Annotated in this window: 13 protein-coding genes; 2 read left to right on the top strand and 11 right to left on the bottom strand. The window is 69.3% G+C overall.

Going from position 1 to position 13,412, the window contains the following annotated elements; all coding sequences use genetic code 11:
* Positions 1-28: 28 nt before the first annotated feature.
* From ACZ6O0_RS30330 to kdpF, 6 genes are read right to left on the bottom strand one after another with little or no spacing between them, the layout of a single operon-like run.
* On the bottom strand, positions 29-703 hold the full coding sequence (locus tag ACZ6O0_RS30330) for a response regulator (protein ID WP_465768424.1): 675 nt from the start codon (positions 701-703) through the stop codon (positions 29-31).
* Entirely contained in the window at positions 700-3,279 is a 2,580-nt protein-coding gene (locus ACZ6O0_RS30325) for a sensor histidine kinase (RefSeq protein WP_465768423.1), read from the bottom strand. Before ACZ6O0_RS30325 ends, ACZ6O0_RS30330 begins: the two co-directional genes overlap by 4 nt.
* Before the next feature lie 12 nt (positions 3,280-3,291).
* On the bottom strand, positions 3,292-3,921 hold the full coding sequence (gene kdpC, locus ACZ6O0_RS30320; RefSeq protein ID WP_465768422.1) for a K(+)-transporting ATPase subunit C: 630 nt from the start codon (positions 3,919-3,921) through the stop codon (positions 3,292-3,294).
* Positions 3,922-3,934: 13 nt separating this feature from the next.
* Positions 3,935-6,013 carry a potassium-transporting ATPase subunit KdpB gene (gene kdpB, locus ACZ6O0_RS30315; RefSeq protein WP_465768421.1) on the bottom strand — a complete coding sequence of 693 codons (2,079 nt, stop codon included), beginning with the start codon at positions 6,011-6,013 and terminating at the stop codon, positions 3,935-3,937.
* Positions 6,010-7,671 (bottom strand): potassium-transporting ATPase subunit KdpA, encoded by a 1,662-nt coding sequence (gene kdpA, locus ACZ6O0_RS30310; RefSeq protein ID WP_465768420.1) that lies wholly within the window; start codon positions 7,669-7,671, stop codon positions 6,010-6,012. The genes kdpB and kdpA overlap by 4 nt, the downstream gene beginning before the upstream one ends.
* Entirely contained in the window at positions 7,671-7,760 is a 90-nt protein-coding gene (gene kdpF, locus ACZ6O0_RS30305) for a K(+)-transporting ATPase subunit F (protein ID WP_131363646.1), read from the bottom strand. Before kdpF ends, kdpA begins: the two co-directional genes overlap by 1 nt.
* 281 nt (positions 7,761-8,041) lie before the next feature.
* Between kdpF and ACZ6O0_RS30300 the strand changes: the two genes are divergently transcribed.
* Positions 8,042-8,665: a hypothetical protein gene (locus tag ACZ6O0_RS30300; protein ID WP_465768419.1), complete on the top strand. Its 624-nt coding sequence runs from the start codon at positions 8,042-8,044 to the stop codon at positions 8,663-8,665.
* Here ACZ6O0_RS30300 and ACZ6O0_RS30295 read toward each other — a convergent pair.
* Positions 8,662-9,468, bottom strand: a complete 807-nt coding sequence (locus ACZ6O0_RS30295) for a PhzF family phenazine biosynthesis protein (RefSeq protein ID WP_465768418.1) — start codon at positions 9,466-9,468, stop codon at positions 8,662-8,664. The genes ACZ6O0_RS30300 and ACZ6O0_RS30295 overlap by 4 nt on opposite strands.
* A 62-nt stretch (positions 9,469-9,530) precedes the next feature.
* A complete protein-coding gene (locus ACZ6O0_RS30290) occupies positions 9,531-9,926 on the bottom strand; it encodes a RidA family protein (RefSeq protein WP_465768417.1) in 396 nt (131 codons plus the stop codon).
* Between the two features lie 134 nt (positions 9,927-10,060).
* Between ACZ6O0_RS30290 and ACZ6O0_RS30285 the strand changes: the two genes are divergently transcribed.
* On the top strand, positions 10,061-11,167 hold the full coding sequence (locus tag ACZ6O0_RS30285) for a TIGR03118 family protein (RefSeq protein WP_465768416.1): 1,107 nt from the start codon (positions 10,061-10,063) through the stop codon (positions 11,165-11,167).
* A gap of 82 nt (positions 11,168-11,249) precedes the next feature.
* Here ACZ6O0_RS30285 and ACZ6O0_RS30280 read toward each other — a convergent pair whose 3' ends face one another.
* The 3 genes from ACZ6O0_RS30280 to ACZ6O0_RS30270 form a co-directional block, all read right to left on the bottom strand.
* The gene (locus ACZ6O0_RS30280; protein WP_465768415.1) at positions 11,250-11,927 is read right to left on the bottom strand and encodes an NAD(P)-dependent oxidoreductase; all 678 of its coding nucleotides are present in this window, start codon (positions 11,925-11,927) and stop codon (positions 11,250-11,252) included.
* A gap of 84 nt (positions 11,928-12,011) precedes the next feature.
* Positions 12,012-12,500: a MarR family winged helix-turn-helix transcriptional regulator gene (locus ACZ6O0_RS30275; RefSeq protein WP_465768414.1), complete on the bottom strand. Its 489-nt coding sequence runs from the start codon at positions 12,498-12,500 to the stop codon at positions 12,012-12,014.
* A gap of 47 nt (positions 12,501-12,547) precedes the next feature.
* The gene (locus ACZ6O0_RS30270) at positions 12,548-13,360 is read right to left on the bottom strand and encodes a class I SAM-dependent methyltransferase (RefSeq protein ID WP_465768413.1); all 813 of its coding nucleotides are present in this window, start codon (positions 13,358-13,360) and stop codon (positions 12,548-12,550) included.
* Positions 13,361-13,412 lie beyond the last annotated feature (52 nt).

The raw sequence follows: 13,412 nt of genomic DNA, 5'->3' as shown, positions 1-13,412 counted from the left end.
CGAATCGGACACTCGTCATCAGCCGGGCCTATGGCTCGAAGCGGTAGCCCATTCCCGGCTCGGTGAGGAGGTGTCTGGGGCGGGCCGGGTCGGTCTCGAGCTTGCGGCGGAGCTGGCCCATGTAGAAGCGGAGGTTGCCGCTGGCGGTCTCGTAGCCGGGGCCCCAGACCTCGGTGAGCAGCTGGCGCTGGGACATCAGCTTGCCGGGGTGCCGGACCAGGACCTCGAGCAGGTGCCACTCGGTCGGGGTGAGGCGGATGTCCTCGCCCTCCAGGGTGACCCGCTTCGCGGCCAGGTCGACGGTGGCGCTGCCCACGGTCACCACCGGCTGGTCCTGCGCGCTGCTGCTGCGGCGCAGTACGGCGCGCATCCGGGCCAGCAACTCGTCGATCCCGAACGGCTTGGTCACGTAGTCGTCCGCGCCGGCGTCCAGCGCCTCGACCTTGTCGGTCTGGTCGGTCCGCCCGGACAGCACCAGGATCGGCGCCTCGGTCCACCCGCGCAGCCCGCGGATCACGTCGACCCCGTCGAAGTCCGGCAGGCCCAGGTCGAGGATCACCAGCTCCGGCGGATGCTGCGCCGCCACCTTCAGCGCCGCCGTACCGCTGCCGGCCAGATGGACCTCGTAGCCGCGGGCCTTCAGGTTGATCTGCAGGGCCCGGACGATCTGTGGTTCGTCGTCGACCACCAGAACCCTGGTCATTCGTGCACCTCCGGTTCGGATCGTTCACGGGCTCCCGGCACCGGTACGTCGGCCGGTCGGAGGGTCGCGGTCTGGATCGACACCACCATCGTCAGCCCGCCGCCCGGGGTGTCCTCGGGCTGCAGCGTGCCGTGCATCGCCTCGGCCAGACCGCGGGCCAGCGCGAGCCCGAGGCCCACGCCGACGGTGTTGTCGGTGTCGCCGAGCCGCTGGAACGGCGCGAAGACGCGGTCCCGGTCCTGGCGCGGGATGCCCGGTCCACGGTCGATCACCCGGATCTCGACGGTGTCGCCGAGCGCGCTCCCGGTGATCAACGGCGGCCGTCCGGGCGGCGAATAACGAACCGCGTTGGCCAGGAGGTTCGCCACGACCCGCTCCAGCAGCGCGGGGTCCGCCTCGACCAGCGGCAGCGTGTGCGGGATGTCCACCGTGACCTTGTCGCCGTCGTCACCCAGCTCGGCCAGGACACCGGGAATGACCTCGTCCATCGCCATCGGGCGGGTGAAGACAGGCAGTACGCCGGCCTGCAGCCGACTGAGGTCGAGCAGGTTGTCCACGAGTCGCGACAACCGGTCGAGCGACTCGTCCGCCGTCTCCAGCAGCTCAGCGCGCTCGGACTCGGTCCACTCCACGTCGTCGCTGCGCAGGCTGGTCACGGACGCCTTGGCCGAGGCGAGCGGCGACCGGAGGTCGTGGCCGACCGCCCGGAGCAACGCCGTACGCAGCTTGTCGGCCTCGGCGAGCGGCTTCGCCTCCGCGGCGGCCTCGCTCAGCCGGGCCCGGTCGACCAGAGCGGCCGCGTGCGCGGCGAACGCCCCGACCAGCCGGCGCTCGTCCGCGGCCAGCTGATGACCCTGGAGAACCAGGACCAGGTCGTCGCGGGCCGGGATCTCGGCATCGCCTTCCTCCGGCCGGCTGCAGGTCATCGTCCCGGCCGAGGCGACCGGCCGCCAGACCTCGGTCAGCTCGTCGTCGTCCACCCGCTCCATCAGACAGGCACCGGTCATCCCGAAGGCCTCGCGAACGCGTTCGAGCAGGGCGGGCAGAGCGGTCTCACCCCGCAGCACGGAGCCGGCCAGGGTCGCCAGCGTCTCGGACTCGGCGGCCGCCCGGGCCGCCTGTCTGGTCCGGCGGGCCGCCCGGTCCACGACCGAGCTCACCATCGCCGCGACCAGCACGAAGATCGCCAGCGCGAGCGCGTTGTTCAGCTCGGCGATGGTGAAGGTCCGGGTCGGCGGCGTGAAGAAGTAGTTCAGTACGACGGTGCCGCCGATCGCGGTCACCAGCGCGGGCCACAGCCCACCGACGAGCGCGACCACGACGACGGCCAGCAGGAACGCGAGCACGTTGCTGGTCAGGTTCAGGTTGTCGCCGCCCAGCCCGAGCAGCAGCGCGAGCACCGGCGGCAGGGTGACCGACAGGATGAAGCCCTCGATCTTGCGGCGCCGGGACAGGCTCCCCCGCAGCCGCGGCAGCCGGCCGCGGCCCATCAGCGAGTGGGTGACGATGTGTACGTCGATGTCGCCGGAGCCGCGGATCGTACTGGAACCGATCCCCGGGCCGGTCAGCAGCGACGACAGCCGGGACCGGCGGGATCCGCCGAGGACCAGCTGGGTCGCGTTCTCGGCCCGGGCGAACGTCAGCAGCGCGGCCGGGATGTCGTCACCGACCACCTGGTGGTACGTCCCGCCGAGGCTCTCGACCAGATTGCGCTGCTCGGCGAGCCGTTTCGGGTCGGCGCCGGTCAGCCCGTCGGAGCGGGCGACATGGACGGCGAGGAGATCCCCTCCGGAGGACCGGGCGGCGATGCGGGCGGCACGCCGGATCAGCGTCTCTCCCTCGGGACCTCCGGTGAGCGCGACGACCACGCGCTCCCGGGCCTCCCAGGTGGAGTCGATGTCATGCTGGGCACGGTACTGCTGCAGGCCGGCGTCGACCCGGTCGGCGAGCCAGAGCAGCGCGAGTTCGCGCAGGGCGGACAGGTTGCCGACCCGGAAATAGTTGCCCAGGGCAGCGTCCACCTTGTCGGCGGTGTAGATGTTGCCGTGGGCCATCCGGCGGCGCAGCGCCTCCGGCGTCATGTCCACCAGCTCGATCTGGTCGGCGGCCCGGACCACCCGGTCCGGGACCGTCTCCTGCTGCGGTACGCCGGTGATCTTCTCGACCACGTCGTTGATCGACTCGAGGTGCTGGATGTTGACCGCCGAGATCACGTCGATCCCGGCGGCCAGCAGCTCCTCGATGTCCTGCCAGCGCTTCTCGTTCCGGCTGCCCGGAACGTTGGTGTGCGCCAGTTCGTCGACCAGCGCGACCTCGGGCCGCCGCGCCAGCACCGCGTCGATGTCCATCTCGGTGAAGCTCGCGCCACGGTAGTCGATGATCCGGCGCGGGATCGTCTCCAGCCCTTCGAGCATCTCCGCGGTGTGCTGGCGGCCGTGGGTCTCGATGAACCCGACCACCACGTCGGTGCCGCGGGTCAGCCGGCGCTGACCCTCGCCCAGCATCTTGTAGGTCTTCCCCACACCGGGCGCGGCACCGAGGTAGATCCGCAGATGCCCGCGGCCGCTCTTGCTCATACGTCCATGCTCTCAGAGGGCGGCGAGGGCGTTGTTGAGCGTCACGACATTCACGGTCGGCTCACCGAGGAAGCCCAGCGTGCGGCCCTTCGTGTTCTCCTTCACCAGCTGCTGCACCTTCTCCACCGGAAGGCCCCGCTCGCGGGCGACCCGGTTGACCTGCAGAGCGGCGTACGCCGGGCTGATGTCGGGGTCGAGGCCGCTGCCACTCGCGGTGACCGCGTCCGGCGGGACCTGGGACGGGTCGACGCCCTCCAGCTCCGCGACGGCCTGGCGCCGTTCGTCGATCAGCTTGACCAGGTCAGGGTTGTTCGGCCCGTACTGCGAGGCCGCGCTGCCCATCCCGTCGTAGTCGACCGCGGACGGCCGGGTCTGGAACCACCGCGGGTCCGCGACCATGATCGCGTTGCCGTCGGCGTCCTTCTTGCCGCTGTCCTTGGTGTAGGCCTGACCGATCAGGTCGGAGGCCACGTCCTTGCCGTGCACCTGGACGATCGAGCCGTTCGCGTTGCTGTGGAACAACGCCTGCGCGACCCCGGTCATCACCAGCGGGTAGACGATCCCGAGGACCGCCGTGAACACGAGCAGCGCCCTGAGCGCCACCCCGAACTGCCGGACCGAGCCGGGCAGATTGCTTGCCATGAACAACTACCTCTCAACGAAGCCCGGGGATCAGGGAGATCACCAGGTCCAGGAGCTTGATCCCGACGAACGGGCTGATCAGGCCGCCGACGCCGTAGATCAGCAGGTTGCGGCGCAGCATTGCCGACGCCGACGACGGCTTGTACCGGACGCCGCGCAGCGCCAGCGGCACCAGCGCCACGATGACGAGCGCGTTGAACACGATGGCGGACACGATCGCCGACTCCGGCGAGTGCAGCCCCATGATGTTCAGCTTGTCCAGTCCCGGGTACGCCGCCGCGAACAACGCCGGCAGGATGGCGAAGTACTTCGCCACGTCGTTGGCGATCGAGAACGTGGTCAGCGAACCCCGGGTGATCAGCAACTGCTTGCCGATCTCGACGATCTCGATCAGCTTGGTCGGGTTGGAGTCGAGGTCGACCATGTTGCCGGCCTCCTTGGCGGCCGACGTCCCGCTGTTCATCGCCACGCCGACATCGGCCTGGGCCAGCGCGGGCGCGTCGTTGGTGCCGTCGCCGGTCATCGCGACCAGCCGGCCACCCTCCTGCTCCTTCTTGATCAGCGCCATCTTGTCCTCGGGCGTCGCCTCGGCCAGGAAGTCGTCGACCCCGGCCTCCTCGGCGATCGCCTTCGCGGTCAGCTGGTTGTCACCGGTGATCATCACGGTCCGGATGCCCATCGCGCGCATCTGGTCGAACCGCTCCCGCATGCCTTCCTTGACCACGTCCTTCAGGTGGATCACGCCGAGCGGGCGGGCCTTCCCGTCCACGCTCTCGGCGACGACCAGCGGCGTACCGCCGGAGGCCGAGATGCCGTCGACGATCTCGCCGAGCTGCGGGTCGCCGACGCCACCGTGCTGGTGGATCCAGGCGTTCACCGCACCGGCCGCGCCCTTGCGGACCTGCCGGCCGTCGACGTCCACACCGCTCATCCGGGTCTGCGCGGTGAACTCCACGAAGGTTGCGTGCGGCAACTCTCCGGTGTGCCGCTCCCGCAGCCCGTAGCCGGTCTTCGCGAGGACGACGATCGACCGGCCCTCCGGCGTCTCGTCGGCCAGGCTGGACAGCTGCGCCGCGTCGGCCAGCTCGGTGTCGGTGACACCCTGCACCGGGATGAACTCCGACGCCTGCCGGTTGCCCAGCGTGATGGTGCCGGTCTTGTCCAGCAGCAGCGTGTTCACGTCCCCCGCGGCCTCGACGGCCCGTCCGGACATCGCCAGTACGTTGCGCTGCACCAGCCGGTCCATACCGGCGATGCCGATCGCGGACAGCAGGGCGCCGATCGTGGTCGGGATCAGACAGACCAGCAGGGCCACCAGGACCACGATGCTCAGGTTCGTCTTCGCGTACGCCGCGAAGGTCGGCAGCGTGATCGTGGCGACCAGGAAGACGATCGTCAGGCTGGCCAGCAGGATGTTCAGCGCGATCTCGTTCGGCGTCTTCTGCCGCGAGGCGCCCTCGACCAGGGCGATCATCCGGTCGATGAAGCTCTCACCGGGCTTGGTGGTGATCTTCACGACGATCCGGTCCGACAGCACCTTGGTGCCACCAGTGACCGCGCTGCGGTCGCCACCGGACTCCCGGATGACCGGAGCCGACTCGCCGGTGATGGCCGACTCGTCGACACTCGCCACGCCTTCGACGACGTCACCGTCGCCGGGGATGATCTGCCCGGCCTCGACGACCACCAGGTCACCGAGCTGGAGCTGCGTCGCGGGAATCTGCTCCTCGCGGTCGCCGACCAGCCGGCGCGCGGTCGTCTCGGTCTTGGCCCGGCGCAGCGTCTCGGCCTGGGCTTTGCCCCGGCCTTCGGCGACCGCCTCGGCCAGGTTCGCGAAGATCACGGTCAGCCAGAGCCAGACCACGATCCACCAGACGAACACACTGGAATCGGTGAAGGCGAAGATCGTCGACGCGACCGCGCCGACCTCGACCACGAACATGACCGGGTTCTTCACCATCACGCGCGGGTCGAGCTTGCGCAGGGCGTCCGGGAGGGAGGTGAGCAGCATCCTGGGGTCGAACAATCCCGAAGCTGCTCTCTTCGGGGCGGCCGCCGGCTGCAGGGCGGGCGGCTTCACGAGCGTGGTCACAGTCCCTCCGCGAGGGGTCCGAGAGTAAGAGCGGGGAAATAGGTCAGGCCGGTCACGATCAGGACGACGCCGACGAGCATCGTCACGAACAAGGCCTTGTGGGTGGGCAGCGTGCCCTGGGTCACCGGGACCGGCTGCTGCTGCGCGAGCGAACCGGCCAGCGCCAGTGCGAAGACGATCGGCACGAACCGGCCGAGCAGCATCACCAGCCCGAGAGCCGTGTTGTAGAACGGGATGTTCGCGCTGAGACCGCCGAACGCGCTGCCGTTGTTGTTACCGGCCGACGTGAACGCGTACAGCACTTCGGAGAACCCGTGTGGACTGTCGGTGTTGAAGATCGACGCCCGCGCCACGGCCAGCCCCATCGCGAGCGAGGCACCGACCAGGACGACGGTCGGCGTCGTCAGGATGTACAGGGAGACGAGCTTCATCTCGCGCGCGGTGATCTTCTTCTTCAGGTACTCCGGGGTCCGCCCGACCATCAGGCCCGCGACGAACACCGTCAGCACGGCCAGGATCAGCATGCCGTAGAGGCCGGTGCCGACACCGCCGGGTGTGACTTCGCCGAGCATCATGTGGAAGAGCGTCGTACCGCCGCCGAGTGGGGTGAACGAGTCGTGCGCGGAGTTCACCGCGCCGGTCGACGTACCGGTGGTGGTAGTCGCGAAGAGTGCCGAAGCCCATTCGCCGAAGCGGGTCTCCTTGCCTTCCATCGCGGCCCCCGCGGCCTGGGTCGCCGTGCCGGCGCCCTGGTTCTCGAAGAAGGTCGCCGAGAAGGTGAAGGCCGCCCACAGCGTGCCCATCACGCCGAGGATCGCGTAACCCTGCCGCTTGTCCTTGACCATCAGGCCGAAGGTCCGGGTCAGGGCGACCGGGATGACCAGTTCGAGGAAGATCTCGAACAGGTTCGACAGGCCGTTCGGGTTCTCGAACGGGTGCGCGGAGTTGGCGTTGTAGAAGCCACCGCCGTTGGTGCCCAGCTCCTTGATGATCTCCTGGCTGGCCACCGGGCCGCCGGGGATGGTCTGGGTCTGGCCGACCACCGAGGTGACCTCGTGCCCGCCGGAGAAGTTCTGCACGACACCCATCGCGACCAGGACGAGCGTGCCGAGGACGGCGATCGGCAGCAGGATGCGCAGCGTGGTCCGGGTCAGGTCGACCCAGAAGTTGCCGAGCCGGTCGGTCTTGGCCCGGGCGAAACCGCGGATCAGCGCGACCGCCACCGTCATGCCGACGGCCGCGGACAGGAAGTTCTGCACCGCGAGGCCGGCGAACTGGACCAGGTGGCCCATCGTCACCTCGGGCGAGTACGACTGCCAGTTGGTGTTCGCCACGAAGGACGCGGCGGTGTTGAACGCCAGGCCCGACTCGACGTTGGGCAGGCCGAGCGACAGCGGCAGCCAGTGCTGCAGGCGCTGCAACAGATAAAGAAGAATCAGGCTGAGGGCGGAGAAGGCGATCAGCGACCGCGCGTAGACGCCCCAGGTCTGGTCGGCCTTCGCGTCCACCCCGAACAGGCGGTAGGCACCGCGCTCGAACCACAGGTCCTTGTCAGAGGTGTAGACCCGGGCCATGTACCCGCCCAGCGGCCGGTAGACGGCGGCCAGGCACAGGAGAAGGAAGCCGACCTGTAACAGGCCGGCCGCAGTGTCGGACATCAGAACCTCTCGGGGAAGATCAGGGCGGCGACCAGGTAGAGGACCAGGGCCACGGCGACCACCAGGCCGGCGATGTTCTCGGCGCTCACAACTTCTCCACTCCACGCAGCGCGTACCAGATGGCCGCGAACACGACGACGGTGAGGGCGAGATAGACGACGTCAGCCATGACGGCTCCACCTCACGGCAGCGGACGCTCGATGATGAGCTCGCTGCGCTCGTTCATTGCTCATGAGTTCACTGCACACCGCTCGCTGCCCGGTCAGGAGTGTTCTGACAGCCCTCTCACACCCGCTGACACAGCTCTCACACGCTTCTCACATACTTACGGCTGGCATTTCCCACCGACGGACAAGGGAAGAACAAGCACGTGACTGAACTGGACACCACCGCCCCCGCAGAGCAGTTCTTCTCCGCGGAGACCCGGGAGGCGCTCGTCGAGGCGAGCCGCAAGCTCGCCGAGCGTCTCCAGGCCCACACCGACGCCCTGCTCGCGATGACCGGCGAGGAGGAGCAGTCCGCGCTCTACGAGCAGAACGCCGCCCTCGAGGAGCTCGTCGAGGACTGGAACGACGCCGTCTTCGAGCACACCGGTACGTCGCCGCTCCTGCTGGACGACGCGGACGACGACGAGGACGACCAAGAGGCCGAGCAGGACCACGTGATCAGCGTGGTGTCGCGGTTCGACCTGCGCGTCGTCGACCTGGACGCGCTGCTCGAGGCCGGCCGGGCCGCGCAGGAACGGCACCCGGCCGAGCTCGACGAGAGCGCCGAGCAGGAACCGGTGGACTCCGCGGAGCAGGCCATCTACGAGATCAGCCGCGAGGTCGGGGAGGCGTGGTTCGAGCTCCCCGGGATCGAGATGGTGGCCGGCGCCCGCGCGTACGTCGTACCGGAGCACCCGTTCGAGCCGCTGGACGCGGACGCCGAGGACGTGGTCACCGAGCTGATCGCCCCGAACGGCGTGGCCACCCACGCCGAGACCTGGGCCTAGACGAGCAGCTCGCCGTCGAGCACGGTGAGCGCCTGACCTCGCAGATAGACCCGGTCGCCGGCTGACACCACGCGGACGACACCGCCTCGGGGGGACGCCTGGTACCCGACCAGTTCGTCCCGCCCGAGGCGCTCCGCCCAGTACGGCGCCAACGCGGTGTGCGCGCTCCCGGTCACCGGGTCCTCCGGGATCCCGCTCCCGGGCGCGAAGAACCTCGAGACGAAGTCGTACTGCGCACTCTCGGCGGTCACCGTGACACCACGGATCTTCTCCCGGTCGGTGATCCCGGCGATCGCCCGCAGGTCCGGAGCGACCGCGAGGACCGTCGGCTCGTCCGGCAGCACGACCATCAGGTCCCGCAACTCACCGGTGATATAGACAGCCTCCGGCTCGACGCCGAGCGCCGCGACCAGCCCGTCCGGGACCGGCGTCTCGATCGGCCGGTTCACCGGGAAGTCGAGCGTGATCCAGTCCCCCGCTACCTCGGCGATCAGGATGCCGCTCACGGTGGCGAACCCGACCTTGCCGGACACCTTCCCGTCCGCGGCCAGCGCGTGCGCGGTCGCCAGCGTCGCGTGCCCGCAGAGGACGACCTCATGGACCGGCGTGAACCAGCGCAGATCCCAGTCCGCGTCGGCCCGCTCCGACGGCCGCGCGAACGCGGTCTCGGCGTGCTTCATCTCCGCCGCGACCGCCTGCATCCAGGCCTCGTCCGGCCAGGCGCCAGCCGGGAGCAGACACACTCCGGCCGGGTTCCCGGCGAACGGACGATCAGCGAAGGCGTCGACCACCCGGATTCTCATGGGCTCGACGCTAGAGCGGCGTACGTACGCTTTCCATAGCCACTCGGCACCGAGTGGACCGCTCAGGCCATGGCCACGGCGTCGATCTCCAGGAGCCAGTCCTCGGCGTAGATGTCGCAGATGATCACGGTCAGAGCCGGCGCGTGGGCGCCCAGGACCTCCTCGCGGATCTTCGAGTTGAGCGCGCGGTACTGCCGGTCGGACAGGTACGTCGTCACCTTCACCAGGTTCCGGATCCCCATCCCGGCCTCGGACAGCACCGAGAGCACGTTCCGCCAGACCATCCGGCACTGCGCCTCGAACGTCTCCGGCACCCGGCCGTGCTCGTTACCCCACGGCACCTGGCCGCTGACGAACACCATCCGCCGGGCTCCGTCGACCTGCACGCCGTGCGTGTAGTTACCGGTCGCCGCCGGCAGGATCGCCGGGTTCAGCTGCTCGATCGCAAGTCCTGACATGTATTCCCCCTCCTACTCCCACAGTGCTTCCCCACCCCGAGTTCCTCGCTCATATCTACCCTGCCGCGATTGAACCACCTAGCCCGCCTGTCCGTATCGATGGTGTTCCGCATCCCTACCGACAGGAAAGTGACATGTCGCTTCGCTCGAAGGGCCGTCCACTCGCTGCCGCTGCCGCACTCGTCAGCGGCCTCGCTCTGGTCGCGCCCACGGCCGCCAGCGCCCACTCCGACCACGGAGGGTCGCCGAGGCATCTCGCCGTACAGCAGGTCGATCTCGTCTCCGATATTCCCGGCAAGGCTGCACTGACCGACCCCGACCTGGTCAACCCGTGGGGTCTGTCCCTCGGCGCGACCACCCCGGTGTGGTCGTCCAACAACGGTACGTCGACGTCCACGCTGTACTCATCCGCGCCAGGCTCCACCACCGCGACCAAGGTGCCCACCGTCCGGGTGACGGTGCCGTTGCCGACCGGCCAGGTCAACAACTCCGGCACCGGGTTCGTCCTCACCGACGGGACCGTCAGCGCGCCGGCCCGGTTCATCTTCGCGACCCTGACCGGCCAGATCGCCGCCTGGGGTCCGCCGGTCACCCCCGCGATCGGCGCCGCCCAGATCAAGGCCACCACGCCGGGCGCCGTCTACACCGGCCTCACCATCTCTCCGACCGCTGACCGGCTGTTCGCAGCCAACTTCGCGCAGGGCCGGATCGACGTGTTCGACAACGCGTTCCAGCCGGTGAAGCTGCCGTGGTGGGCGTTCCGGGACTTCTCGCTGCCGAAGGGCTACGCGCCGTTCAACGTGCAGACGCTGAACGGACGGGTCTTCGTGATGTACGCCAAGGTCGACCCGAAGACCGGCCGGAACGCCGCCGGGCGCGGGCTCGGGTTCGTCGACGAGTACACCTTGGACGGCAAGTTCGTCACTCGCGTCGCCTCCCGCGGCACGCTGAACGCGCCGTGGGGTATCGCCCTGGCTCCGACCGCGTGGGGTGAGCCCGCCGGCACCCTGCTGGTCGGCAACTTCGGCGACGGCCGGATCACCACCTTCGAGCCGAAGTCACACGGCGGGTACAAGTCCGACGGCCTGGTCCGGAACACGCACGGCAAGACCCTGGTGATCGACGGCCTGTGGGCGCTGCTCCAAGGTACGGCGACCACCGGTGGCACGGACGCGCTGTGGTTCTCGGCCGGACCGAACAACGAGACCCACGGGCTGCTCGGCGTACTCCGGAAGTTCTGAGCTACCGCGTACAGGGCGATCGCCTCGGTGAGATTGCGGCTGGTCTCCAGCCGCACTACGGGGGCACCGAGGCGATCGCCTCTCACTTGGCCACACCGACGACCTGTTTGACGGTCTCGGGCTGGTCGATCATGGCCAGCAGGTGATGGGCGACGTCGGCCCGGGAGATGCTGAAGCCGCCGCGGAGGTTCTGGCCGTACGCCGTGCGGTAGACGCCGGTGAGCGGTTTGTCGGTCAGCTTCGGCGGGCGGGAGATCGTCCAGTCCAGGCCGCTCTCGCGGACCACGTCCTCCATGACCGCCAGGTCCTCGTAGTGCGCGCGGAACATCGCCTGGGCGAACCGTACGCCGAGGTGCCGCATGAAGAACCCGTCGCCCGGGTCATGCTTCGGCGGGTGCGGCCGGCCCGGCGAAGGCACCGTACCGATCGGGGCCGCGCTGACCACGATGAGGCGCCGGGACCCGACGGACTGCATCGCCTCGACGATGGCGCGCGTACCGCGTGAGGTGACGCCCGCGTCGGTCTTGGGGTTTCGCGGGCCAAGGCCCGAGATGACCGCATCTGCCCCGTCGACCGCCGCGGCGAGGACGTCGCGGTCCGGGTCGGCCAGGTCGGCCGCGACGGCGTGCACGGTCCCGCCGTGGCGAGGCAGATTCGCCGGCGTGCGGACAACGGCGGTGACCTCGTGGCCCGCCGCCAGCGCCTGCTCGAAGAGGTGACGGCCGATCCCGCCGGTCGCCGCGACGATGGTGAGCTTCATGGCTTGATCTCGTATCATATGAAAACCATACGATATGAGACCAAGCCGAGCAACGTCGATGTCGTCGGTGGTGCGCTAGGCCTCCTAGGCCTCGGCGAGGGCTGTCGTGGCGGCGTTGCCGGCGGTGGTCGTGCGCTGGAGGAAATCGACCAGGAGCTCGAGCTCGGCGACGGAGTAGCCGGCGAGGAGGCCGTCCATGCTGCCGTTCATCCCCGCGTAGAGCTCGAACACCTCGGCATTGCGCTCGCGGAGCACCCGCACGGTCACCGCGCGGCGGTCGGGCCCCTCAGGGTCACGCTCGCGCACGATCCAGCCGCCGCGCTGCAACCGATCGAGTACGCCGGTCATGGTCGCCGGATGCAGTCCGGCCCGCCGAGCCACGGCACTCGGGCTCAGCGGACCGTACCGCGCGATCAGCTCGAGACAGTCGAGGTCGACGTCCTTGAGCTCGAGGTGCGCCCCGACCTGCCGGTTCAGCATCGCGAGCTGATTGCTCAACTCCCGGAGCGAGTCCTTGATCTCGGTCACCAGCCGCCGCCGGCTCCGCCCCCCACCAGAAGCTCCCGAACTCATAAGATCTGCTCCTCAGGTCATACGACATCCACACAAGACCCTATCCGTCAGACCCGCTGACCGACACCGAACAGCAGCGAACTGGCCTGCACGAGTTCAGGATGACTGTCCGCGAGCCGCGCACATTCCAGCGCGGTCCGCAACGGATCCGGCTCCAGCAAGCTGTCCGGCAGCGGGCGGCCCTGGTAATGCGCGTCGATCATGACGGTCAGCCAGCCACCCGGACCGGTCAGCCCGTGGATCGTCACCCCGCGGAGGCCGACGTTCATCAGCTCGGACCGCAGTTGGGCGACGGTGTGGTACGTCGTCTGCGCCATTCGATCGTTGCGCGGGCTGTACCCCTCGCGGAGGATCTCGGCGACCACGGCCTGCCGCTCGATCAACGTGTTGGCCAGGGTCGAGCCGATCAGGTTGGCCGCCCGGTTGATCGCGATCACCGCGACGAAGCCGCCGAGCTTGGTCACCCGGATCGCCTCGCGCAGCGCCTGTCGCCGGTCGGCCGGCTCCGGCAGGTGGTACATCGGACCGGCCACGAAGGCCGCGTCGAACTCCTCGTCGTCCCACGGAAGCTCGCGCGCGTCCCCACGGACGGCACTGATCCCGGCCGCGGTCGCCTGGACGACGTGCCGTTCGACCGGGTCGATCAGCTGGACGTCGTACCCGCGCTGCCGCAGCCAGCCCGCATGCACGCCCGGCCCGCCGCCGATATCCGCCACCGCCGCGGGAGGCGGTGGCAGATACCGGCTGAGCAGATCCTGAACCCGCGCCAGCTCCAGCCGCCCGTTGGTCGTCGAGCCCAACCGGGCCGCTTCGTCATACCGCTCGGTGTAGTGCTCCTCGAGCTCCACATTCGTCGTCATGACCCCCGATCCTGGACACGAACCCCCACCCCGGGCAGGCCAGATCCCAGGG

It is taken from the genome of Kribbella sp. NPDC048837, from assembly GCF_055586945.1.
Note: the sequence above shows the minus strand (reverse complement) of the source record. Positions and strands in the feature narration are given on the sequence as shown.

What these genes read in the sequence shown, in the direction of transcription:
- ACZ6O0_RS30330 (WP_465768424.1), bottom strand. Translation starts at nt 703, where the DNA reads ATGACCAGGGTTCTGGTGGTCGACGACGAACCACAGATCGTCCGGGCC.
- ACZ6O0_RS30325 (WP_465768423.1), bottom strand. Translation starts at nt 3,279, where the DNA reads ATGAGCAAGAGCGGCCGCGGGCATCTGCGGATCTACCTCGGTGCCGCG.
- kdpC (WP_465768422.1), bottom strand. Translation starts at nt 3,921, where the DNA reads ATGGCAAGCAATCTGCCCGGCTCGGTCCGGCAGTTCGGGGTGGCGCTC.
- kdpA (WP_465768420.1), bottom strand. Translation starts at nt 7,671, where the DNA reads ATGTCCGACACTGCGGCCGGCCTGTTACAGGTCGGCTTCCTTCTCCTG.
- ACZ6O0_RS30295 (WP_465768418.1), bottom strand. Translation starts at nt 9,468, where the DNA reads ATGAGAATCCGGGTGGTCGACGCCTTCGCTGATCGTCCGTTCGCCGGG.
- ACZ6O0_RS30290 (WP_465768417.1), bottom strand. Translation starts at nt 9,926, where the DNA reads ATGTCAGGACTTGCGATCGAGCAGCTGAACCCGGCGATCCTGCCGGCG.
- ACZ6O0_RS30285 (WP_465768416.1), top strand. Translation starts at nt 10,061, where the DNA reads ATGTCGCTTCGCTCGAAGGGCCGTCCACTCGCTGCCGCTGCCGCACTC.
- ACZ6O0_RS30280 (WP_465768415.1), bottom strand. Translation starts at nt 11,927, where the DNA reads ATGAAGCTCACCATCGTCGCGGCGACCGGCGGGATCGGCCGTCACCTC.
- ACZ6O0_RS30275 (WP_465768414.1), bottom strand. Translation starts at nt 12,500, where the DNA reads ATGAGTTCGGGAGCTTCTGGTGGGGGGCGGAGCCGGCGGCGGCTGGTG.
- ACZ6O0_RS30270 (WP_465768413.1), bottom strand. Translation starts at nt 13,360, where the DNA reads ATGACGACGAATGTGGAGCTCGAGGAGCACTACACCGAGCGGTATGAC.